This window comes from Rhodanobacter sp. FW106-PBR-R2A-1-15 (genome assembly GCF_058789735.1).
In genome coordinates, this window is record NZ_JBYTEM010000019.1 from 13,719 (window position 1) to 38,100 (window position 24,382).

20 protein-coding genes and 4 tRNA genes are annotated in these 24,382 nt (G+C 67.0%); 7 read left to right on the top strand and 17 right to left on the bottom strand.

The window, feature by feature from the left end:
- Nucleotides 1-137: 137 nt before the first annotated feature.
- The 7 genes from lepB to AC3WTD_RS10990 all read right to left on the bottom strand — a co-directional run bounded on the left by lepB (nucleotide 138) and on the right by AC3WTD_RS10990 (nucleotide 9,241).
- Nucleotides 138-1,034: a signal peptidase I gene (gene lepB / locus AC3WTD_RS10960; RefSeq protein ID WP_027492351.1), complete on the bottom strand. Its 897-nt coding sequence runs from the start codon at nucleotides 1,032-1,034 to the stop codon at nucleotides 138-140.
- 93 nt (nucleotides 1,035-1,127) lie between these two features.
- The gene (lepA, locus tag AC3WTD_RS10965; protein ID WP_492613818.1) at nucleotides 1,128-2,921 is read right to left on the bottom strand and encodes a translation elongation factor 4; all 1,794 of its coding nucleotides are present in this window, start codon (nucleotides 2,919-2,921) and stop codon (nucleotides 1,128-1,130) included.
- A 159-nt stretch (nucleotides 2,922-3,080) separates the two neighbouring features.
- Entirely contained in the window at nucleotides 3,081-4,553 is a 1,473-nt protein-coding gene (locus tag AC3WTD_RS10970; RefSeq protein ID WP_492613819.1) for a Do family serine endopeptidase, read from the bottom strand.
- 160 nt (nucleotides 4,554-4,713) lie between these two features.
- Complete coding sequence (locus AC3WTD_RS10975; protein WP_492613820.1) at nucleotides 4,714-5,388, bottom strand: sigma-E factor negative regulatory protein; 675 nt, start codon at nucleotides 5,386-5,388, stop codon at nucleotides 4,714-4,716.
- Nucleotides 5,385-5,999 carry an RNA polymerase sigma factor RpoE gene (rpoE, locus tag AC3WTD_RS10980; RefSeq protein ID WP_008434808.1) on the bottom strand — a complete coding sequence of 205 codons (615 nt, stop codon included), beginning with the start codon at nucleotides 5,997-5,999 and terminating at the stop codon, nucleotides 5,385-5,387. The genes AC3WTD_RS10975 and rpoE overlap by 4 nt, the downstream gene beginning before the upstream one ends.
- 172 nt (nucleotides 6,000-6,171) lie before the next feature.
- A complete protein-coding gene (locus tag AC3WTD_RS10985) occupies nucleotides 6,172-8,733 on the bottom strand; it encodes a putative bifunctional diguanylate cyclase/phosphodiesterase (protein WP_492613821.1) in 2,562 nt (853 codons plus the stop codon).
- Nucleotides 8,734-8,746: 13 nt separating this feature from the next.
- On the bottom strand, nucleotides 8,747-9,241 hold the full coding sequence (locus AC3WTD_RS10990; protein WP_492613822.1) for a hypothetical protein: 495 nt from the start codon (nucleotides 9,239-9,241) through the stop codon (nucleotides 8,747-8,749).
- A gap of 204 nt (nucleotides 9,242-9,445) precedes the next feature.
- Between AC3WTD_RS10990 and AC3WTD_RS10995 the strand changes: the two genes are divergently transcribed.
- On the top strand, nucleotides 9,446-11,503 hold the full coding sequence (locus AC3WTD_RS10995; protein WP_492613823.1) for a 3-hydroxyacyl-CoA dehydrogenase NAD-binding domain-containing protein: 2,058 nt from the start codon (nucleotides 9,446-9,448) through the stop codon (nucleotides 11,501-11,503).
- A 43-nt stretch (nucleotides 11,504-11,546) separates the two neighbouring features.
- Here the strand turns inward: AC3WTD_RS10995 and AC3WTD_RS11000 are convergent, their stop codons facing one another.
- From AC3WTD_RS11000 to AC3WTD_RS11020, 5 genes are all read right to left on the bottom strand, one after another.
- The gene (locus AC3WTD_RS11000) at nucleotides 11,547-12,125 is read right to left on the bottom strand and encodes a DUF2058 domain-containing protein (protein WP_492613824.1); all 579 of its coding nucleotides are present in this window, start codon (nucleotides 12,123-12,125) and stop codon (nucleotides 11,547-11,549) included.
- Between the two features lie 37 nt (nucleotides 12,126-12,162).
- The gene (locus AC3WTD_RS11005; RefSeq protein ID WP_008434801.1) at nucleotides 12,163-12,387 is read right to left on the bottom strand and encodes a SlyX family protein; all 225 of its coding nucleotides are present in this window, start codon (nucleotides 12,385-12,387) and stop codon (nucleotides 12,163-12,165) included.
- The gene (locus AC3WTD_RS11010; protein ID WP_492613847.1) at nucleotides 12,384-13,727 is read right to left on the bottom strand and encodes a UDP-glucose dehydrogenase family protein; all 1,344 of its coding nucleotides are present in this window, start codon (nucleotides 13,725-13,727) and stop codon (nucleotides 12,384-12,386) included. Before AC3WTD_RS11010 ends, AC3WTD_RS11005 begins: the two co-directional genes overlap by 4 nt.
- Before the next feature lie 157 nt (nucleotides 13,728-13,884).
- Entirely contained in the window at nucleotides 13,885-14,631 is a 747-nt protein-coding gene (locus tag AC3WTD_RS11015) for an FKBP-type peptidyl-prolyl cis-trans isomerase N-terminal domain-containing protein (RefSeq protein WP_492613825.1), read from the bottom strand.
- Nucleotides 14,632-14,790: 159 nt separating this feature from the next.
- Entirely contained in the window at nucleotides 14,791-16,557 is a 1,767-nt protein-coding gene (locus AC3WTD_RS11020) for a cation:proton antiporter (protein ID WP_492613826.1), read from the bottom strand.
- Between the two features lie 170 nt (nucleotides 16,558-16,727).
- Between AC3WTD_RS11020 and AC3WTD_RS11025 the strand changes: the two genes are divergently transcribed.
- From AC3WTD_RS11025 to AC3WTD_RS11035, 3 genes are all read left to right on the top strand, one after another.
- Nucleotides 16,728-16,803 (top strand) — tRNA-Ala (locus AC3WTD_RS11025).
- A 65-nt stretch (nucleotides 16,804-16,868) separates the two neighbouring features.
- Nucleotides 16,869-16,944: transfer RNA gene (locus tag AC3WTD_RS11030), tRNA-Glu, on the top strand.
- 29 nt (nucleotides 16,945-16,973) lie between these two features.
- Nucleotides 16,974-17,050 (top strand) — tRNA-Asp (locus tag AC3WTD_RS11035).
- 178 nt (nucleotides 17,051-17,228) lie between these two features.
- On the opposite strand, the gene AC3WTD_RS11040 is transcribed toward AC3WTD_RS11035, so the two are convergent.
- Nucleotides 17,229-17,717 carry a DUF1249 domain-containing protein gene (locus AC3WTD_RS11040; protein WP_027492340.1) on the bottom strand — a complete coding sequence of 163 codons (489 nt, stop codon included), beginning with the start codon at nucleotides 17,715-17,717 and terminating at the stop codon, nucleotides 17,229-17,231.
- Between the two features lie 18 nt (nucleotides 17,718-17,735).
- On the bottom strand, nucleotides 17,736-18,551 hold the full coding sequence (gene ppsR / locus AC3WTD_RS11045; RefSeq protein WP_235642168.1) for a posphoenolpyruvate synthetase regulatory kinase/phosphorylase PpsR: 816 nt from the start codon (nucleotides 18,549-18,551) through the stop codon (nucleotides 17,736-17,738).
- Nucleotides 18,552-18,772: 221 nt separating this feature from the next.
- Here ppsR and ppsA point away from each other — a divergent pair, with 221 nt between their 5' ends.
- The 3 genes from ppsA to AC3WTD_RS11060 all read left to right on the top strand — a co-directional run bounded on the left by ppsA (nucleotide 18,773) and on the right by AC3WTD_RS11060 (nucleotide 22,369).
- Nucleotides 18,773-21,145, top strand: a complete 2,373-nt coding sequence (ppsA, locus tag AC3WTD_RS11050; protein ID WP_492613827.1) for a phosphoenolpyruvate synthase — start codon at nucleotides 18,773-18,775, stop codon at nucleotides 21,143-21,145.
- Between the two features lie 100 nt (nucleotides 21,146-21,245).
- Nucleotides 21,246-21,335: transfer RNA gene (locus tag AC3WTD_RS11055), tRNA-Ser, on the top strand.
- Between the two features lie 332 nt (nucleotides 21,336-21,667).
- Nucleotides 21,668-22,369 (top strand): PP2C family protein-serine/threonine phosphatase, encoded by a 702-nt coding sequence (locus tag AC3WTD_RS11060; RefSeq protein ID WP_027492338.1) that lies wholly within the window; start codon nucleotides 21,668-21,670, stop codon nucleotides 22,367-22,369.
- A 15-nt stretch (nucleotides 22,370-22,384) separates the two neighbouring features.
- Here the strand turns inward: AC3WTD_RS11060 and dnaQ are convergent, their stop codons facing one another.
- From dnaQ to AC3WTD_RS11075, 3 genes are read right to left on the bottom strand one after another with little or no spacing between them, the layout of a single operon-like run.
- Nucleotides 22,385-23,095 (bottom strand): DNA polymerase III subunit epsilon, encoded by a 711-nt coding sequence (gene dnaQ, locus AC3WTD_RS11065; protein WP_027492337.1) that lies wholly within the window; start codon nucleotides 23,093-23,095, stop codon nucleotides 22,385-22,387.
- Entirely contained in the window at nucleotides 23,092-23,535 is a 444-nt protein-coding gene (rnhA, locus tag AC3WTD_RS11070; RefSeq protein WP_027492336.1) for a ribonuclease HI, read from the bottom strand. The genes dnaQ and rnhA overlap by 4 nt, the downstream gene beginning before the upstream one ends.
- A 25-nt stretch (nucleotides 23,536-23,560) precedes the next feature.
- Nucleotides 23,561-24,355, bottom strand: coding sequence for a methyltransferase domain-containing protein (locus AC3WTD_RS11075; RefSeq protein WP_492613828.1), 795 nt, complete (start codon nucleotides 24,353-24,355; stop codon nucleotides 23,561-23,563).
- Nucleotides 24,356-24,382: the final 27 nt, after the last annotated feature.

Genomic DNA, 24,382 nt, shown 5'->3' on the forward strand with positions numbered 1-24,382 from the left:
GGTGATCCGCGCACGGCGACCGTCGCCGCCCACGCGGGCGTGCCGATTATGCCTGCGGATTCTCGCACTGTCGGCGGCCACGCGCGCGGCAGTTCGACCCCGTCACGCTTTCGCCAGCCGGGCCGCCACGATCAGCTTCAGTGGATCACCGTGCCGATGCGCGAGAAGTCCACCCCGCCAGTGCCCCAGCCCTTCCAGCTCATCCAGATCAGGAACGCCTTGCCGGCCAGGTTCTGCTCCGGCATGCAGCCCCACCAGCGGCTGTCCAGGCTGTCGTAGCGGTTGTCGCCCATCACCAGGTAGCACCCCGGCGGCACCTTCGATGGCACGCGGTCGTTCGGGATCGAATTGGGCGTGGTGTAGGCCGGCATCCGCGCGATCATGTGGTTGACCTTGCCCAGGTGTTCGGTCCACACCGTGGCGCCCATGTTCAGCATGATCTGGTCCACGCTGCGCTGCGGGTTGCCCACATAGGGGCCGATCTCCTCGGCGTTCACGCGCTGGCCGTTCACCCACAGCTCGGCGCCACGCACCTCGATGCTGTCGCCCGGCAGGCCGATCACCCGCTTGATCCAGTTCTGCGCCGGCACCGACGCGTGCGGATCACTGCAGCTCATGTCGCCGCTGCGCACCAGCTTGCCGCCTTCCTCACACAGGTAGCCGGGGAAGCGGAACACCACCACGTCGCCACGCTGCGGCTCGCCGAGATCGACCAGCTTGTTGTTGAACGCGGGCATGCGCAGGCCGTAGGCGAACTTGTTGACCAGGATGAAATCGCCCACGTCCAGCGTCGGCATCATCGAGCCCGACGGAATGCGAAAGGGTTCTGCCACGAACGAGCGCAGCAGCAGCACCACCAGCACCACCGGAAACAGCGAGCGCGACCAGTCCACTGGGGCCGGGTCGCGATACTCCCCGCCGGCTGCCTCCAGCCGCGCCTTGCGCTTCTTGTACAGGAACAGCCGGTCCAGCCCCCACACCACGCCGAACAGCACGGTGAGGCCAAGCAGGATGGCGGAAAAATCGAATTCCATGGGGGCTCCTTCGGAGCCGGGATACGGGATTCGGGATACGGGATTCGAAAGTGCGGCTGCTCCGAATCCTTTATCCCGAATCCCGTATCCCGGCTATTTGTCCACTTTCAAAACCGCCAGGAAGGCTTCCTGGGGAATTTCCACGCGACCGACCTGCTTCATGCGTTTCTTGCCTTCCTTCTGCTTCTCCAGCAGCTTCTTCTTGCGGCTGACGTCGCCACCGTAGCACTTGGCCAGAACATTCTTGCGCAGGGCTTTCACCGTGGAACGCGCGATGACCTGCGCACCGATCGCAGCCTGGATCGCCACGTCGAACTGCTGGCGCGGGATCAGGTCCTTCATCCGCTCGACCAGGTCGCGGCCGCGGCGGTCGGCGTGGCTGCGGTGCACGATCAGCGAGAGCGCGTCGACGCGGTCGCCATTGATCAGCACGTCCACGCGCACGAACGGGCCGGCATCGAAACGCTCGAAGTGGTAGTCCATCGAGGCGTAGCCGCGCGAAACGGATTTCAGCCGGTCGAAGAAATCCATCACCACTTCGGCCAGCGGCATCTCGTAGCTGATCTGCACCTGGGTGGCCAGGTACTGGATCGAGCGCTGCACGCCGCGCTTCTCCTCGCACAGGGTGATCACGTTGCCGATGTAGTCCGGCGGCGTGAGGATGTTGGCGACGATGATCGGCTCGCGGATCTCCTGCACCAGACTGGAATTCGTCGGCAGCTTGGCCGGGTTGTCCAACATCAGGATCGAACCGTCGGTCTTGAGCACCTCATACACCACGGTCGGCGCGGTGGTGATCAGGTTCAGATCGTATTCGCGTTCCAGCCGCTCCTGCACGATTTCCATGTGCAGCATGCCGAGGAAGCCGCAGCGGAAACCGAAGCCCATCGCCTCGGAGGATTCCGGCTCGAAGAACAGCGCGGCGTCGTTCAGGCGCAGCTTGTCCAGCGCTTCGCGCATCGCCGGGAAGTCGTCCGACGACACCGGGAACAGGCCGGCGAACACGCGTGGCTGCATGGTCTGGAAACCGGGCAGAGCCTTCTCGGCCGGCTTGCCGGCCAGGGTCAGCGTGTCGCCGACCGGCGCGCCGTGCACGTCCTTGATCGAGGCGTTGATCCAGCCCACTTCGCCGGCGCCGAGCTTGTCCAGCTTCTTGCGCTTGGGCGTGAACACGCCGACGTCGTCCACTTCGTGGGTGCGCCCGGTGGACATCACCAGCAGCTTGTCGCCAGGCTTGATCTCGCCCTGCATCACGCGCACCAGCGACACCACGCCGAGGTAGTTGTCGAACCACGAGTCGATGATCAGCGCCTGCAATCGGTCGGTATCGCGCGGCTTGGGCGGCGGAATGCGCGCGACGATCGCCTCCAGCACCTCGACCACGTTCAGGCCGGTCTTGGCGCTGATCGCCACCGCATCGGTGGCATCGATGCCGATCACCGCCTCGATCTCGCCCTTCACCTTCTCGATGTCGGCGGTGGGCAGGTCGATCTTGTTCAGCACCGGCACCACTTCCAGGCCCATCTCCACGGCGGTGTAGCAGTTGGCGACGGACTGCGCCTCCACGCCCTGGGCGGCGTCCACCACCAGCAGCGCGCCTTCGCACGCGGCCAGTGAGCGGCTCACCTCGTAGGAGAAGTCGACGTGGCCGGGCGTGTCGATGAAGTTGAGCTGATAGGTCTTGCCGTCGCGCGCCTTGTACGGCAACGACACCGACTGCGCCTTGATGGTGATGCCGCGTTCGCGCTCGATCGGATTGTTGTCCAGCACCTGCGCCTCCATCTCGCGGTCGGCCAGGCCGCCGCAGAGATGGATGATGCGATCGGCCAGGGTCGACTTGCCGTGGTCGATGTGGGCGATGATGGAGAAGTTGCGGATCAATTCCATGGAGCGCGGGCGGCCTGTCGGGCTTGGGCTTGCCATCACGCACCATGCGTGGCGGCGCGTCAGCACAAAGTGACGCTAACCCGGCATTATCGCAGAACCCGCCGCCGCCATGCGCAAACCACGCGGCGCCGCGTTACCGCCAGTCGCGCGCCGCCGCGGTCATTCGCCATCCGGTACGGTCAGGCCGATGAAACTGCTCTGTTCGCCGCGGCGCACCAGCAACAGTACCGTGCTGCCGGCCTTCACGCCCTTGGTGGCCGCCTCGAACTCGGCCACGCTGCCGACCTTCTGCTGGTTGACCATCAGGATGACGTCGCCCGTCTGCAATCCCGCCTGCGCCGCCACCGACCCGGTGATGTCGCCGATCACCACGCCCTGCCCCGGCTTCAGGCCGAGCTGGGTGCGGGTGTCGTCGTCGATCGACTGTACGGTCAGACCCAGCACGGCCGAGCCGCTGCGCGCCAGCGACGGGGCCGCGCCCTGGCCATTCATCGCGTTGCGGTCGCGCGAGGCCTCGCCGACGGTGACCTGGAGCGTCTGCTTTTTGCCGTTGCGCAGGATTTCCACCGGCACCTTGCTGCCCGGCTTGGTCATGCCCACCAGCGGCGGCAGGTCCGGGGCCTGCTGCAGCGTCCGCCCGTCGTAGGCCAGGATCACGTCGCCCGACTGGATGCCGGCCTTGGCCGCACCGCTGCCCGCGGTGACGTCGACCACCGCCGCGCCTACGCCGTTGTCCAGGCCGAACGCTTTGACCATGTCATCGTCGACCGGCTGCACCGTCACTCCCAGCATGCCGCGCGACACGTAGCCCTTGCTCTTGAGCTGCTGCACCGCGTTCATCGCCACGTCGATCGGGATCGAGAACGCCACTCCGGAGTAGGTGCCGGTGTTGGAATAGATCTGCGAGTTGATGCCCACCACCCGGCCCTGCAGGTCGAACAGCGGGCCGCCGGAATTGCCGCGGTTGATCGGCACGTCGGTCTGGATGAACGAGGTGTACGGCTGGTCGCGCTGGCCCAGGTTGCGGCCCACCGCGCTGACGATGCCCTGGGTCACCGTGTAGTCGAAGCCGAACGGCGAGCCGATCGCCAGCACCCACTGCCCCGGCTTGAGGCTGCGCGAGTCGCCGAGGGTCACCGCTGGCAGGCTGCCGCCGGCATCCACCTTGAGCAGGGCGATGTCATAGGTCGGGTCGGTGCCGATCACCTTGGCAGTCAGCGTGCGCCGGTCCTGCAGGCGCACGGTCACCTTGTCGGCATGGTCGACCACGTGGTTGTTGGTGAGGATGTAGCCATCGCCGGAAATGATGAAGCCCGAGCCCAGCGAGATGTGCTTCTGCTCCTGCGGCGACGGCATCATCGGCATGCCGAAGAAGCGCCGCAGGATCTCCGCCTGCGGGTCGTCCGGCATGCCCTGGCCGGGCATCGTCTGCCCATGCATGCTGCGACTGTTGCCCTGCCGCTCGCCGTTGTAGCGGGCCTCGACGTGCACCACGGCCGGCGCGTTCTTCTGCACGATACCGGTGAAGTCCGGCAGCGCCGCCGCGGCCGGCACCTGCGCCTGCACCGTACCGGCACTGGCGATGCCCAGCAGCGCAAAGCACGCCAGGCTGCGCAAGATGGAATGGTTCATGACTCCTCCTTGGTTGATGTCGGCCGGTAGACTTCGAGTGGATGGGTAATCCGGATGGCGGCGTGCCCGATACGGACACGCGCCGCCGAGCGGCCCGTGCGACGGGCCGGTGGAGGTAAAAGGGGCGAGAGCGAGCCGCGGGCAGTCACGCGGGCTCGTTTCATTGCGCGACGGCGGAAGCCCGGCGCGAGCGATCTGGTGCGGCCTGTCGCTCCGGGTCGAGCAGCAGCAGGTAGCTGCCGTCGTTGTTGTCGAGCATGCGGTAACGGGCCATCGAGGGATAACCCGACAGCCGCCGCGCATAGACTGGCTGGCTCTGGCCGAACGGCGCGCCGAGGGTGGCCGAGGCCTGCTGGCTGAGCAAACCGGCGGAATTGCCGCTGAGCCATGGCGGCACCGCGGCGGGAGAGGTTGTCGGCTTGCTTGCCGGCGCGGCGGCAACCGTACTGGCCTCCTGCTGGGTGGTCGAGGCGGTCAGGCGCTCGGCGTCGCCGGTCGGCTGGCCGATCATCAGCGCGACGGCGGCCACGCTGGCGGCGATCGCGCCACCGGTGGACCAGCGCAGCCAGTGGTTGCGCCGGGCCGAGGTCGCGGCAGGCGTCGATTCCTGCTCGATCGCCAGCATCACCCGCGCGGCAAAACCGGCGCCGGCCAGCGGCGGCAACTGCCGACGCAGACTGTCGCGGGCGACGTGGTAGCGGCCCCAGGCCTGCTGCAGCGAGGTGTCATGATCGAGCCGGCGCAGCAGGAAGCGCAGCTGCTCCTTCGGCAATTCGCCGTCGATGCCCGCGGAAAGGCTTTCCCGGGAGTCCTGATTCGTGCCTGCCTGATTCATGTCTGATCCTCGCGGTCCGACAACAGCGGCCGCAGCTTCTCGTCGATCGCCTCGCGCGCCCGGAAGATGCGCGAACGCACCGTGCCGATCGGGCAGCCCATCGCTTCGGCGATTTCATCGTAGCTGAGGCCATCCACCTCGCGCAGCGTGATGGCGGTCCGCAACTCTTCGGGCAAAGATTGGACAGTGGAAAACACGGATTGTTCAATTTCCTGGCGCATCAACTCGCGCTCGGGCGTGGCGCTGTCGTGCATGCGTTCGGCGCCGGCCATGAACTCCGCCTCGTCCGCGTCGATATCGCCGGAGGGAGGGCGCCGGCCCATCGCCACCAGGTGGTTCTTGGCGGTGTTCACCGCGATCTTGTACAGCCAGGTGTAGAACGCACTGTCGCCGCGGAACGAGCCGATCGCCCGCCACGCGCGGATGAACGATTCCTGCGCGATGTCCTCGCATTCAGCGTGGGTTCGCACGTAGCGTGAGACCAGTCCGATCACCTTGTGCTGGTATTTGCGTACCAGCAGGTCGAAGGCTCGCCGGTCGCCCTGCTGGACCCGCTCGACCAGCGCGCGGTCCAGTTCGTTTTCGCCCGTCCGGGCCGTATCCGTCGTCAATGCCGTCTTCCGCTGCGGGAGCTGTTTTGAACTGAACGCGGCGCTCAGACCGCGATCCGGCGCCCGAGTTCAGCATGCACCGGGTATCGCCCCACCACAACGCCATGCCTGGCATGGGCGTGCCCCGGACCCGTGACGGGTCGACCAAGTTATGGGGACGCCGGCCGCCGGCTCAAGCCGGCTCGGCCACCCGCGCCTTCAACAGGCGCTGGCGCTCGGCCAGCAGTTTGTCGAAACTTGCCGGCGGCAGCGGGCGGCAGAACAGGTAGCCCTGCAGTTCGTCGCAACCGTGCTGGCGCAGGAACTGCAGGTGCTGCTCGATCTCCACGCCTTCCGCCACCACCGCGCGTTTCAGCCGATGGGCCATCTCGATGGTGGCGCGCACGATCGCTTCGTCGTCGGGGTCCACCCCGATGTTGCGCACGAAGCTCTGGTCGATCTTGATGCGGTCGGCCGGCAGCCGGCGCAGGTAGTCCAGCGAGGCTGCACCGGTGCCGAAATCGTCGATCGCGATGTGGCAGCCCAGCCGGTGCAGCGCGTGCAGGTTCTCGACCAGGTTCGGCGCCTCCTTGATGCTGATGCTCTCGGTGACCTCCATTTCCAGCAGGGTGGGATCCAGCCCGGTTTCGCGCAACACGGTCGCCACGGTTTCCAGCAGTTGCGGTTCCATCAACTGCACCGCGGACAGGTTCACGCCCAGGCGCAGGCGCAGGCCGTAAAGCTGTTCCCATTCCTTCGCCTGGCGGCAGGCGGTGCGCATCACCCACTCGCCGATGGAGACGATCAGGCCGCTTTCCTCGGCCAGCGGGATGAACACCGCCGGGCTGATCATGCCCAGCTCGGGATGCTCCCAGCGCACCAGCGCCTCCATCCCCATGATGTCCTCGGTCTCGGTGTTGACCTGCGGCTGGTAGACCACGCGCAATTCACCGTTGCCCTCGGCGTGGCGCAGGCGGGTCTTCAGCGCCATGCCGTGCTGCTGGGCGTATTCCGGGCTCACCTCGTAGATCTGGAAGGTATTGCGGCCCTGGTGCTTGGCCGCGTACATCGCCTCGTCGGCATGCTTGAGCAGGGTCTGCGCGTCGCCGGCGTCGTCAGGGAAGAAGCTCAGGCCCATCGACGCGGTCACCTGCAGCTCGGTGCCGTCCTCCAGGAACAGCGGCGTCTCCATCACCTGCACGATCTTCTCGGCTACGCGCAATACGTCGTCGTTCTTCACGATATGGCGCAGCACCACGGTGAACTCGTCGCCGGCGTAGCGCGCCACCGTATCGGAAGCGCGGATGCTGCCGCACAGGCGCTGGGTGACCATGCGCAGCACCTGGTCGCCGGCGGCATGGCCGTAGGTGTCGTTGATCGCCTTGAAACGGTCGAGATCGACGAACAGCACCGCGAAGCACTCGCCGTTGCGGGTCGCCTCGCGGATGATGGTGTCCAGCCGGTCGTTGAACAGCAGCCGGTTCGGCAGGCCGGTCAGGGCGTCGACCAAGCCCTCCGCGCGGCCCTGCTCGCGGGTGCGGCCCAGCTCCAGCATCTGCGCGAAGCGCGCCGCAGCGCAGCGCAGCACCGGCTCGATGATGCCCATCTTGCCAAAGCCGCGCCGACTGCCGGCCAGCATCGCGCCGAGCACGGTATGCCGCTCGTCGTACAACGGCAGGCCGGCAAACCCGGCCAGGTCGAGTTGCTGCAGCAGCGGGTCCACTGACGCCAGCCGCTTCGCGTCGGTGCGGTACAGGATGGGCTTGCCGCCGAGCACCAACTGCAGCGAACTCTGCAGCGTTGGCGGCGGCCATGCCGGCTCGTCGCCGTTCCACAGCCGCAGCATCTGGACCGGCGCGTCGCCGTCCTGGCGCGCCGACCAGACGGCCAGGTAGTCCAGGCCCAGCTCGTCGAACAGCAGGCGGCCGGCGGCGTTCTGCGCGTCGACGCCGCTGGTCGAGGCGAAGATGCGCGACAGCAACGACAACGCAGCTTCTGCCCGCAGGTCGGCGCGATCGCTGCGGAACATCAAGGCCAGTGCCTCGCGTCCGGCATGCCGGATGCGCCGCACGCTGGCCTGGCCGGTATCGGCGCCGATCGCCGACTTGCGCTGGCAGGGATACCAGCCGCGGTTGGCTTCGGCCAGCACCTGGTCGATCGCAATGCCCTCGAAGCGCAGCACCTCGGCCAGCGGCAGGCCTTCCCACTGGCTGGCATGCATGCGGCTGTGCCGCGCCACCGTGGGGCTGACCTCGAGCAGGCGGCCGGTCTGCGCATCGGCGATCAGCCACTCGCTGTCGCTCTCGTCGAACACGTAGCGGTAATCCTCATGCGCGTCACCGTCAGAGGCGGCCGCAGGAGGGCGCCGCTGGCCGTTGCGGGCCTGCCAGCGCCGCCAGCGCGGCACCAGTTCGTTGCCAATCTGCGCGGCCGAAAGCCAGTCGGCGACGCCGGTCGGCAGGTCGCTCGGACCCAGCGTGGCGTCATCGCCCAGCACCACGATCAGCGGCGTGTCGGCGCCGCCCGGCAGGCGGTGCAGCTGCTCGCAAGCAATGCGCGCCTGCACCTCGTCACCGGCCAACACCACCACGATCAGCTGCAGCGGCGGCAGCGCGGCGCGGCCTTCGAGCAGGATCGCCGCGTGCGACACGTCGCGCGCGCTGTGGATCTGCGGATAACCCGCCTGGTCGAGTGCGTCGAACAGGCTGCGGCGCAGTTCGCGCTGGGCGGCAACCACCAGAATGCCGGAATTCATCTGCCTACCGGCCTCAAACCAGCCAGCGACCGTCGCGCAGACGCAGTCGCCGCGGCTGGCTGTCTTCGCTGCCCACGCGTGTCGCCAGTTCGCCCAGGTGCTCGACCAGCGCCACTGGCGCGTCGATCAGCACCACGCGGCGCAGGTGGCCCTTGGGCGCGCGGGCAAGCTGACGCAGCAAAGTGGCGTCCATCGCCGACAGCGGCAGCTCCAGTCCGAGCAGGAAATACACGCCGAAATGCATGCTCTGCTGCATGTAGCGCAACGCGTTGCCCAGCCGCTGGCACTCCGGCACCCGCACCTGCGCATCGCGCAGGCTGCCCAGGCCGGTGTCTGGCTGCCACAGGTACACCGCCTGCCCGGTGTGCCGGGCGATTGCGCGGAACTGGTCGATCAGGGCATGGACGTCCTTGCAGTCCAGCACCACCAGACCGCTGGGAGCGGCCAGGACGCGCTCGAAAATCTCGGCGCCGGCTTGCGGCGGAACGGAGGCCAGTGCTGAAGTCATTGCGTCTGCGTCCTGCCGTCTGGCGATAGTGGGCGGTGAAACCACCCCGCTGGCGACCGCCCGGCCGGCTGCGGCGGGCGGTTTTGCGGAACCGGGCCCGATTTCACACCGGCGTCGGCGCACGGTCAAGCAAGTACGTCACATCTCGCAATCATGGCAGCGGAACGGTATGGTTCAGGCCTCGACCACCACGCCCCTACGCCCATGTTCGAAGGATTGCGTTTCAACCACTGGAAGACCAGCGAAGGCGACGACGGCGTCGTCACGCTGACCCTCGACCGCGCCGGCAGCAGCGTCAATGCGATTTCCCGCGCGGTGCTGGACGAGCTGGAACAGATCGTCGAGCGGCTGGCGATCGAGAAGCCGGCCGGCGTCATCGTCCATTCGGCGAAGCCCTCGGGCTTTGCCGTCGGCGCCGACGTCAAGGAATTCATCGGGTACGCGAAGCACGACAGCGTGCTGGAGAACATCGAGCACGGCCAGCGCGTCTACGAGGCGCTGGCGCGGCTGCCCTGCCCGACCGTGGCGGCCGTGCATGGCGCCTGCATGGGCGGCGGCACCGAGCTGATGCTGGCCTGCCGCCAGCGCATCGCTGCCGACGACGACAAGACGAAGATCGCCCTGCCCGAGGTAATGCTGGGCATCCATCCCGGCTGGGGCGGCACCGCGCGCCTGCCGCGGTTGATCGGCGCCACCGAGGCGCTGCCGTTGATGCTGACCGGCAAGTCGCTGTCGGCGAAGCGTGCGCTGGGCCTCGGCGTGGTCGACCGGCTGGCCCGCCCAAACGAACTGCTCGCCGAAGCGAAACTGCTGTTGCGCCACCCCGCACCCCGCCCGTTCGCCCGGCGCGCCAAGGCGTGGGCCAGCAATACCTGGCTGGCCCGGCAGATCCTGGCGCCGATGGTGTTCAAGCAAACCGCCGCGAAGGTGCGCAAGGAACATTACCCGGCACCATTTGCGATCATCGATGTGTGGCAGCGCGGCGGTTCCGGCATCCAGCAGCGGCTGAAGATCGAGGCACGCTCGGTGGCGAAGCTGGCGCAGACGCCGACCGCACGGAACCTGATCCGCATCTTCTTCCTGCAGGAGCGGCTGAAGGCCCAGGGCAGCGGCACCGAGCACGGCATCAAGCACGTGCACGTGGTCGGCGCCGGCGTAATGGGCGGCGACATCGCCGCGTGGGCGGCGTTGAAGGGCTTTGAGGTGACCCTGCAGGACCGCGAGATGAAATTCGTCCAGCCTGCGCTGGATCGCGCCCGCCAGCTTTACGAGAAGAAACTGAAGACGCCGGAGCAGGTCGAGGCCGCGATGCGTCGCCTGCGTGCGGACGTCGAGGGCAGCGGGGTGGCCTCGGCCAACCTGGCGATCGAGGCGATCTACGAGAACGCCCGGGCGAAGGAGGCCTTGTATGCCAGCATCGAACCGCAGTTCCGGGCCGACGAAATCCTCGCCAGCAATACCTCCAGCATCCCGCTGGACGAGCTGCGCGGGAACCTGAAGGCGCCGCAGCGATTCCTCGGCCTGCACTTCTTCAATCCGGTGGCGCAGATGCCGCTGGTGGAGGTGGTGCGCCACGACCGGCTCGACCCGGCCATCGAGAAGCGCGCGCTGGCGTTCTGCAAGGCGATCGGCAAGCTGCCGGTGGCGGTCAAGGGCACGCCGGGTTTCCTGGTCAACCGCATCCTGATGCCGTACCTGCTGGAAGCGCTGCGCCTGTACAGCGAGGGCGTGCCCGGCCCGGTACTGGACCGGGAGGCGAAGAAGTTCGGCATGCCGATGGGGCCGATCGAGCTGGCCGACACGGTAGGCCTGGACGTGTGCGCCTCGGTCAGCAAGGAACTGGCGCCGTTCCTGGGACTGGAACTGCCGCCGGGGCTGGAGGAGAAACTCGCGGCCGGCAAGCGCGGCAAGAAGGACGGCCAGGGCCTGTACGTGTGGCAGGGCGGCAAGCCGGAGAAGCCCGAGATCGACAAGGAATACGTAGCGCCGCCGGACGTGCAGGAGCGGATGATCCTGCCGATGGTCAACGAGGCGGTCGCCTGCCTCGCCGACGGCGTGGTCGACGACGCCGACCTGCTCGACGCCGGCGTGATCTTCGGCACCGGCTTCGCGCCGTTCCGCGGCGGCCCGATCCAGTACGTGCGCAGCGAAGGCGCCGACAAGCTCAAGGGCAGGCTCGAACAGCTGGCGCAGCGCTACGGCGACCGCTTCCGGCCGAAGAACGGCTGGGAGCTTCCGGCGCTGGCGCAGGGCGACGAGTAGCAAGCCGCGAACATGGGAGGCGGCCAGGCCGTCTCCCGCCCGATCACCACATCAGGTCGTCGGGCACGCCATCGTCGTCCGCACCGGCAGACGGATCAACCAGCAGCGCCAGCAGGTGCGGATCGATCTCGCGCACCTGCTCGGCAATCCCGCGGCTGACCAGCAGGTAACGACCGCCGTGCTGCACCACGCCCAGTTCACCGGCGTTGAGCGCCGCCAGTTGCGCGGCATCCACATGCACGCGGCGGATTTTGCCGGCGTACTCGAAATTGCGCGGGTGGTCGGCCTCGGCCTTGTTCAGCGCCTTGCCTTCGAGCAACCGCTGGATCTGCTGCTTGCGCTCGCGCCGCAACCGCGCCTGTTCGGCGGCCTCGCGTTCGATCTGCTGGCGTTCGCGCGCTTCGGTCTGGGCGCGCAGCGCGTACGCCTTGGCCAGGTCGATGTCCTGCTGGCTTTGCCCCGCGGGCCGTGCGGCGTGCGACGCTGCATGTGGCTTGCCGCCCTTGCGTACGGGCTTGCCCGACGACGGCGGGGGCGGGCGCTTGGGCTCGCGCGCGCGGTCCTGCTGGACCTGTTTGACGATGCCGCTCTTGAGCAGCTGATCGCGCAGGGAATCGGCCATGCGGGTAGTCCGTGATCGACGGTTGGAATGGATTGGCTCAGTAATGCGGCGGTGGCGGTTCGTTGTGCGGATCGTCGCCCTGCGCGATGCGCATCGATGCCATCTCGCCGCGCAGGTCGCGCAGCGCGCGCTCCAGCGCGGCGATCCGCTGCGACTGGTCGGCGTCCGCCGTGGTCAGCGCCTGCACTGCCTCGTCGATGAAGGTCAGCTTGACCTCCATCTCGTCGAGCCTGCGGGCGAGCATGTCGTTCGGGCCGTTCATCGCGGCGCTTGCAGGCTGCGGCCGCGGCCGATGCCGTAGTAGGCCAGGCCCGCCTCCTCCACCACGGCCGGGTCGTACAGGTTGCGTCCGTCGAATACGGCCGGCACCGCCAGCGCCCCGCGGATCGCCGCAAAATCGGGGCTGCGGAACGTTTTCCACTCGGTGACCACCGCCAGCACGTCGGCGCCCTGCACGGCGTCCATGGCGTGTTCGCACAGCACCAGATCGGCGCGCTCGCCGTACAGCCGCCGGGCTTCCTCGCGCGCTTCCGGGTCGAACGCGCGCACCTTCGCGCCGGCTTCCCACAGCTGTTCCATCAGGCGCCGGCTGGAGGCCTCGCGCATGTCGTCGGTATTCGGCTTGAACGCCAGACCCCACAGCGCCATCGTGCGGCCGGCCAGCTGGCCGTCGAAATGCCGCGAGATCAGCTCGAACAGCTTGCCCTTCTGCTGCCGGTTGACCGTCTCGACCGCACCGAGCAGGTGCGCCTCGTAGCCGTGCGCGTGCGCGGTGCGCTCCAGCGCCTGCACATCCTTGGGAAAGCACGAACCGCCGTAACCGGCGCCCGGATAGATGAAGCTGTAGCCGATGCGCGGGTCGGAGCCGATGCCCTGGCGCACCAGCTCCACGTCGGCACCCACCCGCTCGGCGATGTTCGCGATCTCGTTCATGAAGCTGATCTTGGTCGCCAGCATCGCGTTGGCGGCGTACTTGGTCAGCTCGGCCGAGCGCTCGTCCATCACCACCATGCGGTCGTGGTTGCGGTTGAACGGCGCGTACAGCTTGCGCAGCAACGCCACCGCGCGCGTGCTGGAAGCGCCCACCACGATGCGGTCGGGGCGCAGGCAGTCTTCCACCGCCGCGCCTTCCTTCAGGAACTCCGGATTCGACACCACGTCGAATTCCACCGCGGCATGGCGCGCCGCCAGCTCGGCCGCGACGGCCTCGCGCACGCGGTCGGCGGTGCCCACCGGCACGGTCGACTTGTTCACCACCACGGCGTAACGCTCCAGATGCCGGCCGATGGTGGCGGCCACCTTCTGCACGTACTGCAGGTCGGCGCTGCCGTCTTCGTCCGGCGGGGTGCCCACGGCGATGAAGATCAGCTCGCCGTGGGCGATCGCCGGGGCCGCCTCGGTGGTGAAATCGAGCCTGCCGCTGGCGTGGTTGCTTTGCACGATCGACTCCAGGCCCGGCTCGTAGATCGGGACCTCGCCGCGCTTCAGCCGCCCGACCTTGCCCGCGTCGATGTCGACACAGACCACGTGGTTGCCCATTTCCGCCAGGCAGGCACCGGTGACCAGGCCCACATAACCGGTACCGAAGATGGTGACTTTCATCATCGCTGCAGCAATCCCTTGAAAATCAAGCCGTCTATTCTAGCCGCTCGAACGCGCCAGGCGGCAGCATGCCCAACGACGAAAAAACGGAAGGGCGCGAATCGCTTCGCGCCCTTCCGCCGGATCGTCGCCGCAAGGCGGCGGTGGAACTTCGAGATTACTTGCCGGCCGGGGCGCCCGCCGGCGTCGGACCGGTCTTGACCAGGGTCACATCGAAGATCAGCGTGGCATTCGGCGGCATCGGCGGCTGCGGCTCGGCGCCATAGGCCAGCGCAGCCGGGATGAACAGCTTGTAATGGCCGCCCACCTGCATCAGCTGCAGGCCTTCGCGGAAGCCCGGGATCACGCCGGCCAGCGGAATCTTGGCCGCGCCCGGCGGGTTGTGCTTGGCGGAGGCGTCGAACACCTGGCCGTCGACGAAGCTGCCGGTGTAGTTGATCTCGACCGTGTCGTTCGGGCCCGGACGGGCGCCCGTGCCCTGGCTGAGCACCTGGTACTGCAGGCCCGACGCGGTGGTCTTCACGCCTGCCGCCGTCTTGTTCTTGGCCAGGAAGGTGTCGCCCTCGGCCTTGTTCTTGGCTGCCAGCTTGGTCATCTCGGCCTGATACTTGGCCTGGATCTTGGCCATGAAGGCTTCGTGCACCTGCTTGGCTTCGGTTTCGCTCATGGTCGGCTTCTGGCCGGACAGCGCCGCCTTCACCGCATTGGCCACCGCGTTCGGGTCCAGTTCGTCGCGCATGATCGGCGGAACCTGGGAAGCAATCTCCCAACCCACCACATAGCTGGCCTTCGCCTTGTCGACGGTACCGGCCGCGCCAGCGGTCTGGGCGACAGCGCTGGCCGTCATGCCCAGCGCCACGGCCATCGCGACCGCCGTCAGCGTGGGACGCAGAAAGTGCTTCATTCGTAACTCCCTCATGTATGGATATGCCGGCATTGCCGTCCGAGCCCCTCCGATAGAGGCAGGCTCCGCATTGTGCGGCGCTTGTCTGGTCTTGGCAACGAGTCCGGGCTGTGACCGTCAGTCGGGATAAAGGTTCAACCTTCCCGGGCGCCGCGTGCGTCAGCCCGCACCGTCCCCGGGCGGGGTGGGCTTTTCCAGGGTCTCCTTCAGCGCCGCCTGCAGCCGCGCATGCATCTTCACCAGGCCGCGCCACAGCACCACCGCCACCAGCACGCCCAGCACGAGCAGGGACAGCGCGACGCCGCGGGGCGGCAGGATGGCCGAACTGAGTGCGCTCACCAGCAGCGCCAGCGCCAGCAGGGTGGCCAGCGGAATGACCCTCGCCAACACGTTGCGGATGGCCTGGGTGTAGGCGCCGGCAAACCGCTCGCGTATGCCGATCTCCGCCAGCAGCATGCCCAGCGCCCCGGCCTTGCGGTAGACCGCAATCAGCATGGGCAGGGACAGGAACAGCGCGGCGGCCCAGATCAGCGTGTGGCGCAGCTCCCGGTCGATGCCCAGCATCGAGAACCAGCTCCAGTTGTGCGCATTGACGTAGGCGCCGATCACGAACAGCGCCACCACCAGCAGCACGTTGATGCCGATATGCCACAGCAGGCGGCGGAACATGGCGGCGATTGCCGCGTTTTCATCGACCGGCTTGAGGTTCTCCAGCCAACCGCTGTAGCTGGTCGCCAGCAACCTCAACGAACGCGGCGTCAACCTGCGCAGGCCATCGGCCAGGCCGTCGGCGGAACGGTTCAGATAAGGCGAGGCAGCCATGCACAGCACCGAGACCGCCACGGCGATCGGGTAGATGAAGTTGCTGATGACGCCAAGCGAGAGCCCAAGCGTGGCGATGACGAAGGAGAACTCGCCAATCTGCGCCATGCCCAGCCCCGCACGCAGTGCCGTGCGTGGTTCGTGCCCGACCATGAAGACGCCCAGGCTGCACGTCAGCGTCTTGCCGACGATCACGACCGCCGCGATCAGCAGCGCCGGCAACGCGTACTGCAGCAGCATCGCCGGGTCGATCTTCAGGCCGATCGCCACGAAGAACAGCGCAGCGAACATGTCGCGCAGCGGCTCCACCAGGTGCAGCACCCTCCCCACGCTGCGCGACTCGGCCACCACCGCGCCGGCCAGGAAAGCGCCCAGCGCCACGCTGAAACCCATCCATGCCGCGAACAGGCTGGCGCCGAAACAGATGCCGAGCACGCTGACCAGCAGCGTTTCGTCGCGATCGAAACCGGCCACATAATCCACCAGCCGCGGCAGCAACAGCAGGCCCAGGATCATCCCGACGATCACGAACAGGCCCAGGTGGCCGACCAGCGCGAACGCGGTCTCCGCCTCCACCGAACCGCCGATCGCCACGGCGGTGAGCAAGGTCAGCATGACGATGGCCAGCATGTCCTCGGCCACCAGCAGCCCGATCACCAGTTGGGCGAACGGTTGCTGCCGCTGGCCGCCCTCCGCCAGCGTGCGCGTCGCCACCATGGTGGAGGACAGCGAGATGATCGCGCCAAGAAAGAGCGCGTCCTTGCCGCTCCAGCCGAACAGACCGCCAATGCCGTAGCCGATCCACAGCATCAGCCCGACCTCGGCCACGGCCGCGACCAGCACGCCGACACCGACCTCGCGCAGCTTGCGCACGCTGAACTCGAGGCCCAGCGTGAACATCAGCAGCACCACGCCGAGATTGGAGATGTCGTCGATCGCGCGCGGATCGCCCACCAGCACGCCCGGCGTGTGCGGCCCGATCAGCACGCCGGCCAGGATGTAGCCCAGCAGCACCGGTTGCCGCATCCGCTGGAACAGAATCGTGGTGGCACCGGCCACGATCATCACCACGGCCAGGTCGCGGATGAAACCGATTTCGTGCATGCATCGACTCTACATAGGAAGGCGCGAACCGCTGCAGCTTAAACGAAGCACGACGGCATCCAGCCGGATCGCCGGACGGGACGATGGCGGCGAACAATTTCGCATCGACATGCGCAAAAAAGGCTTGACGGACATGCTGGTCGCACCTATTCTTCTCGGCTTCCAGCGGCGGGGCCATAGCTCAGCTGGGAGAGCGCCTGCATGGCATGCAGGAGGTCGGCGGTTCGATCCCGCCTGGCTCCACCAATGATTCAGTACAAGTCCTTTGCGAGAACCCGCACTTCCATGTGCGGACTTTTCGAAAAAGCAACGTCCCCATCGTCTAGAGGCCTAGGACATCACCCTTTCACGGTGGCGACCGGGGTTCGAATCCCCGTGGGGACGCCAAGTTGGCTCGCGGAAAGCGTTGCAAACGCGGAGTGGTAGTTCAGTCGGTTAGAATGCTGGCCTGTCACGCCGGAGGTCGCGGGTTCGAGTCCCGTCCACTCCGCCATCATCCAAGCAGAAAGCCCGCCTTGCGCGGGCTTTTTGCTGTGGGTGTCAGTGTATTTGTGCGCTCATCCATGTGCGCAAAGATCAAGAGGCAGCCATCCATGGCTGCACTTGCTTGTACTTATGCGCTCATCCCTGCGCGCTGGAAAGTCAAAAGGCGGCCATCCCTGGCCGCACTTTCAAACAAGGCTGCCACCTTTCGGCTGTTCCGGTTGCGGCTGCAGCGTGCCGACGGAGTGTCCCTGCTCGGCCAGATACTCCAGCCAGCGTGACAGGAACCCGTTCATGCGCAGACGATGCTGGAACACGGTATGCGCCGGTGGGAACGGCCCCAGCACCTGCCATAGGTGCCGGCCGGGATGGCAGTGCAAGGCTTCCGCCACGTGCGCGTCGGTATACATGCGCAACTGTGCCGACGGCGCGCGCTGGCCGGTATGCGCGTCGACGAAATCGTAGGTGAGCTCCAGCTCCAGCGTGTACGGGTGGCACTCCTGCAGGTACAGGTGCACGTCCAGCCCGTCGCCGACATTGGAAACGTAGCGGCCCGGCGCCAGCTGCTGCGGCGCGAACAGCCGCGTCAGCCGATGATAGTTCTCCGCGTACAGCCCCATCAGGAACTCGAAGCGTCCCGGCAACAGGCTGCGGCGGTTGTCCAGTACGACGCTCATGCGAAACGCGGGCTCCTGTCAGAACATGGTCCGCTCGATACCGAAGCGGTCGAAGATCTTGCTGGCGATCTCCTCGATCGACACATGCGTGGTGTTGAGGCTGGGGATGCCGGCCTGGCGCATCAACCGATCGGCCTGTTTCAGTTCCCAGCGGCACTGCTGCAAGGTGGCGTAGCGGCTGCCGGCGCGACGCTGCTCGCGAATCTGCGCCAGCCGCACCGGGTCGATGGTCAGTCCGTACAGCCGGTCCCGGTACGGGCACAGGCGCGACGGCAGTTCGAGTTTCTCGAGGTCCTCGTCGGTCAGCGGATAGTTGGCGGCGCGCACGCCGTAATGCAAGGCCATGTAGAGGCAGGTCGGCGTCTTGCCCGAGCGCGACACCCCCACCAGTATCAAGTCGGCCTCGGCGTAGTTCACGTCGATGCCGTCGTCATGCGTGAGCGCATAGTTGGTGGCGTTGATGCGTGCTTCGTACTTGTCGAAATCGACCAGCCCATGCGAGCGGTTCACCAGGCCGGTGCGCTTGGTGCCAAGCTCATCCTCCAGCGGGCCGATGAACGGCGCGAACACGTCCAGCATCAGCGCGCCACTGGCGGCGACGATCTCGCACAGTGCGCGATCGGCCATGGTGTTGACCACGATCGGCCGCTGCCCGGTCTGCGCGTAGTTGGTCTTGATCCGCAGCGCAGCAGTTTCCGCCTTGTGCGCATTGTCGGTGAACGGCAGCCGATGCTTGTCGAACCGCACGTCCTCGAACTGCGCCAGGATGCTGTTGCCGATCGTCTCCGCGGTGATGCCGGTGGAGTCGGAGATGAAGAAAACCGTTCGCTGCATACGGGGTCCTGCTTGGGGAAAGCGTTTGGGGGCACCTTAGCGCAAGCGGGAAATCCACCGCCAGCTGACTGGTATGCCGTTGGAATGACATCTGCCTGCAATGGTCTTCTTGTGCCGCGCACCATCCGCAGCGGACAATACCAGTTCTTTGCAACCCGCTCCGGGCCTTCGTGGCGCGCCCATTCCACTTACCTGCAGTGCTTTCCCTTAAGGAGACACCCTTGAACGACCTGGTGCTTTGGCTCGACCACCTGCGCATGACCGACCTGGGCAAGGTCGGCGGCAAGAACGCCTCGCTCGGCGAGATGATCGGCAACCTCGCCAAGCTCGGCGTGTCAGTGCCCGGCGGCTTCGCCACCACCGCCAGCGCGTTCCAGCAATACCTGGAAAAGAGCGGGCTGGCCAAGCGCATCCAGGAGCGACTGGCGTCGCTCGATGTCGACGACGTCGACACCCTGGTGGCCGCTGGCAAGGAGATCCGCGGCTGGATCATCGACACCGCCCTGCCGGCCGAGCTTGAACAGGCCATCCGCGACGCCTACGCCAAGCTGTGCAAGGACGCCGGCGCCGACAATATCGCCGTGGCGGTGCGCTCTTCGGCGACGGCGGAAGACCTGCCCGACGCCTCGTTTGCCGGCCAGCAGGAAACCTTCCTCAACGTGATCGGCATCGACGACGTGCTGTACAAGGTCAAGGAAGTCTTCGCCTCGCTGTACAACGACCGCGCCATCGCCTACCGCGTGCACCAGGGCTTCAAGCACGAGGACGTGTTCCTGTCCGCTGGCGTGCAGCTGATGGTGCGCTCGGACGTGGGTGCCGCCGGCGTGCTGTTCACGCTGGACACCGAGTCGGGCTTCCGCGACGTGGTGTTCGTCACCGGCAGCTACGGCCTCGGCGAGATGGTCGTGCAGGGCGCGGTCAACCCGGACGAGTTCTACGTGTTCAAGCCCACGTTGAAGGCCGGCAAGCCCGCCCTGCTCCGCCGCAGCCTCGGCGCCAAGCAGTTGCGCATGGTCTATTCCAGCGCGCCGGGCGAGCGGGTGAAAACCGAAGACACTCCGGTCGAACTGCGCAACCGCTTCTGCATCAGCGATGCGGACGTGCAGGAGCTGGCGAAGCAGGCGCTGGTCATCGAGCAGCACTATGGCCGCCCGATGGACATCGAGTGGGCGAAGGACGGCTACAGCGGCAAGCTGTACATCGTGCAGGCACGTCCGGAAACGGTGAAGTCGCGCGCCCATGCCACCCAGCTCGAGCGCTTCCAGCTCAACGAGAAGGGCAAGGTGCTTGCCACGGGCCGCGCCATCGGCCAGAAGATCGGCGCCGGCAAGGCGCGTGTGGTCCGCTCGCTGGCCGACATGAACAAGGTGCAGAACGGCGACGTACTGGTGGCCGACATGACCGACCCCGACTGGGAGCCGGTGATGAAGCGCGCCTCGGCGATCGTCACCAATCGCGGCGGCCGCACCTGCCACGCGGCAATCATCGCGCGCGAGCTGGGCGTGCCCGCCGTGGTCGGCACCGGCAACGCGCTGGAGCTGATCCCGGACGGCGCCGAGGTCACCGTGTCCTGCGCCGAAGGCGACACCGGCACGATCTACCAAGGCCTCCTGAAGTTCGAGCGCATCACCGCCGACCTCGGCGCGATGCCCGAGGCCCCGCTGAAGATCATGATGAACGTGGCCAACCCCGAGCGCGCGTTCGACTTTGGCATGCTGCCGAACGCCGGCATCGGCCTGGCCCGCCTGGAGATGATCATCGCCAGCCACATCGGCGTACACCCGAAGGCGCTGCTGGAATATGCCAAGCAGGATGCCGAGACCAAGGCGAAGATCGACGAACGCATGGCTGGCTACGCCGATCCGGTGTCGTTCTACGTCGACCGCCTCGCCGAGGGCATCGCCACCATCGCCGCCTCGGTCTACCCGAAGCCGGTGATCGTGCGCCTGTCCGACTTCAAGTCCAACGAATACGCCGGTCTGATCGGCGGCTCGCGCTACGAGCCGCACGAGGAAAACCCGATGATCGGCTTCCGCGGCGCCAGCCGCTACGTCGACCCCAGCTTCGCCGAGGCGTTCGCCCTGGAATGTCGCGCGGTCAAGCGCGTGCGCGAGGCGATGGGTCTGACCAACGTGTGGGTGATGATCCCGTTCGTGCGCACGCTCGGTGAAGGCCGCAAGGTGATCGAGGCGCTGGCAAAGAACGGCCTCAAGCAGAACGAGCACGAGCTCAAGGTCATCATGATGTGCGAGGTGCCCTCGAACGCGCTGCTTGCCGACGAGTTCCTCGACATCTTCGATGGCTTCTCGATCGGCTCCAACGACCTCACCCAGCTCACCCTGGGCCTGGACCGCGATTCGTCCATCGTCGCCGGCCTGTTCGACGAACGCGATCCGGCGGTGAAGAAGCTGCTGGCGATGGCGATCAAGACCGCGCGCGCCAAGGGCAAGTACATCGGCATCTGCGGCCAGGGTCCCAGCGACCACCCGGACCTGGCCGAGTGGCTGATGGAACAGGGCATCGAATCGTTGTCGCTGAACCCGGACACCGTCGTCGACACCTGGCTGCGGCTGGCCAAGAAGAAGGCTGGCTGAGCCGCCCATCCGGTCGCGACAGGCGGGCGTCCGCCCTGCTTGTCATGACCGGGAGCACCGCGTAGACTTGCCGGCTCGCGTGGACCACGCGCACCCCTTCGGAGAGGTGGCAGAGTGGTCGAATGTACCTGACTCGAAATCAGGCGTACGTGTAAGCGTACCGTGGGTTCGAATCCCACCCTCTCCGCCAGACACAAAAACGCCCCTTCGTGGGGCGTTTTTGTGTCTGGCGGAGAGGGTGGTGTGGACGAACCCACCCGGGTGATCCGGCGCACCCTACGCCTCACCCTTCGGGCCATCGGCTACGCCGATGTTCGCTTCGGCATCCTGCCTTCGCGAGCGACGAATTCGCCGGGAGCGAATTCGGACAGCCGCAGGCTGGTCCCGCAACGCGCAGCGCGGAGGGGTCGGGGCCATGAATGGCCCCGGCAATCCCCACCCAACCATCGCGCGCAGCCTGCGCTTTTGCACCAGCCTCCAACATCCGTCATGCTCCTCCACATCCATCCTGCCTCGCCTCCCATGATCGAATTCGGACACGGCACCCACGTCGGCCTGCGTCGCACGCGCAATGAGGACACCTACTACGCCGACGCCTCGCTCGGCCTGTTCCTGGTCGCGGACGGCATGGGTGGGCACCAGCACGGCGAAGTCGCATCGGCCCTGGTGCGCGACACCGTGATCGAGGTGGTCGGCCGCGGCCAGAGCCTGATCGAGGCGATACACGTCGCTGCCAGGCGGCTGCTGGCACGAAGCCGGCACAACATCGACGTGCTGCCGATGGGCACCACGATTGCTGCGCTGCGGACGAGCGACGACGGCTACGAAGTCGCCTGGGTCGGTGACAGTCGGATCTACCTGTGGAAACAGGGCCTGCGGCAGATCAGCCACGACCACTCGCTGGTACAGGCGCTGGTCGAGGCTGGCCGGCTCGACCCGGCACAGGCATCGCAGCATCCCCAGCGCAACGTGCTCACCCAGGCGCTCGGCGTGACCACTGCCGAACAGTTGCACATCGGTATGGCCCGCGGCGAGCTGGAGCCGGGTATGACCTTCTTGCTGTGCAGCGATGGGCTCACCGAGAACGTCAATGACACGGCAATCGCGCGCACGATTGCACGCTCCGAGCTGGCTGCTCAGGAATGCGTGGACCAGTTGCTGCTGGACGCGCTCGACGGTGGCGGCGACGACAATATCACCGTGCTGATCGTGCGTTCCCGCTGAGCCGGCGCTGCACACTCACCCCAACCGCCGCCACACGCTCTGCCCATCCGCACCGCTCTTGTCCAATGCATCCAGGCGTTGTTCATGTGCCGACAACTCCTCCGCCGAGGCACGCAATACCCGCGGCCGCACATGCAGCACCACCGGCGCAGCCACCATCACGTCGAGCTGTTCGCTCGCCCCCTCGAAGCCAAGGTCGAAGGCCACCTGTCCCGAGGTCATCGCCAGGTACACGTCGGCCAGCAGCTGCGCGTCGATCAGGCCGCCGTGCAGGTCGCGCCGCGAGTTGTCCACGCCGAGCCGTTTGCACAACGCATCGAGGCTGTTGCGTTGGCCGGGGTAGCGCTCGCGCGCCATCGCCAGGGTGTCCAGCACGCTGCAGCGGTCGCCGATCCGGCCGGCGTGTTCACCCAGCCGGGCCAATTCGGCATCGAGAAAGCCGATGTCGAAGCTGGCGTTGTGGATGATCAGCTCGGCGCCGTCGATGAAGGCGAGGAACTCCGTCGCCACCTCAGCGAAGCGCGGCTTGTCGAGCAGGAACTCGTCCTCGATGCCGGTGACCAGTCGGGCGCCCTGGTCGATCGCCCGATCCGGGTTCAGGTAGGTCTGGTAGTGCCGACCGGTAAGTCGGCGCTCGACCAGTTCGACGCAGGCGATTTCCACCAGCCGGTGGCCCTGGCGCACTTCCAGGCCGGTGGTTTCGGTGTCGAGAACGATCTGCCTCATGCCCTGCCCTTCAACAGTTCGGCCTGTTCGCGCGCGGCCTGGTCGACGCGTTCATTCTCGCTGTGGCCGTTGTGGCCCTTCACCCACTGCCAGCGCACCTGGTGGTCGCCGATCGCATCGGACAGGCGCTGCCACAAGTCCTGGTTCTTCACCGGCTTCCGGTCGGCCGTGCGCCAGCCGTTCGCGCGCCATTTCGGCAGCCACTGCTCGATGCCCTGCATCACGTAGCGCGAGTCCGTGGTGAGGGTCACCCGGCACGGCCGCTTCAATGCCTCCAGCGCACCGATCGCGGCCATCAGCTCCATCCGGTTGTTGGTGGTGGCTGGGTCGCCGCCGGCCAACATGCGTTCGCTGCTCCCAGCCCGCAACAATGCAGCCCAGCCGCCCGGCCCCGGGTTGCCGAGGCAGGCGCCGTCGGTAAATGCTTCCACTTCGCTCATCGTTGCCCACGTACTCCATTGGAAATCACAGAGCCGCGCTGCGCCGGGTACCCGGCGACAGCCGACCATTCGCCGGCACGCGCACCGGCGCCGGCTTGAGCCGCAGCGGCGTGGCCAGACGCCGACGCTTGCGCGCCACCAGCACGTAGCCGCCACCGAAAGCGCCGGCGAGCGTACGCCGCGCGGTCTTTCCTCCCGGCCACACACTGCCCACCCGCTGCAGCTGCTCGATCGTCATGCCGGCCAGCTCGAGCTGGCGTCGAAGCCGCCACGGCATCTGCAGGGCCGGGCGCTTGCGACGCGCATGCCAGCAACACCATGGCGACCAGCCGCTGAACGGGTGCATCCCGGTCAACACCAGCACGCCGCCCGGCGCCAGCACGCGAACCGCCTCATCGAGCAGGCCCGAGGGCAGCGGCGCCACCTCCAGCGCATGCCGCAGCAGCACCAGCTCGAACGCATCGTCGATGAAGGGCAAGGGTTCGTCCGCGGCGGCCTGCAGATCGCCCGTGAAGCATCCTTCCGACAGCTGCAGGCTGGTCCAGCAGCCGAGCATCGGCAATGTCGGCGGCGCATCGCCGCGGACGGCGCCCAGCAGCAGCGCGTGGACGCCGGCACAACGCTGCAGGGCCGGCTTCAGCGCGCAGGTCTGCGCATCCAGCAAGCGGCGCAACGGCGCGCTGGCATAGATGCGGTCATCACGTTGTTGCTTGCGGCTGACCCGGTCATTCATCTGAAGCAGGAGTGTAGCCGCTGGCGGCAGCGGGCAGAGCAGGTCGCGGGCGAGACGGAACTGCCGCACGCTGCTGAACAGCTGCACTGCTGGTTAACGTTCTGCTAACGAGCA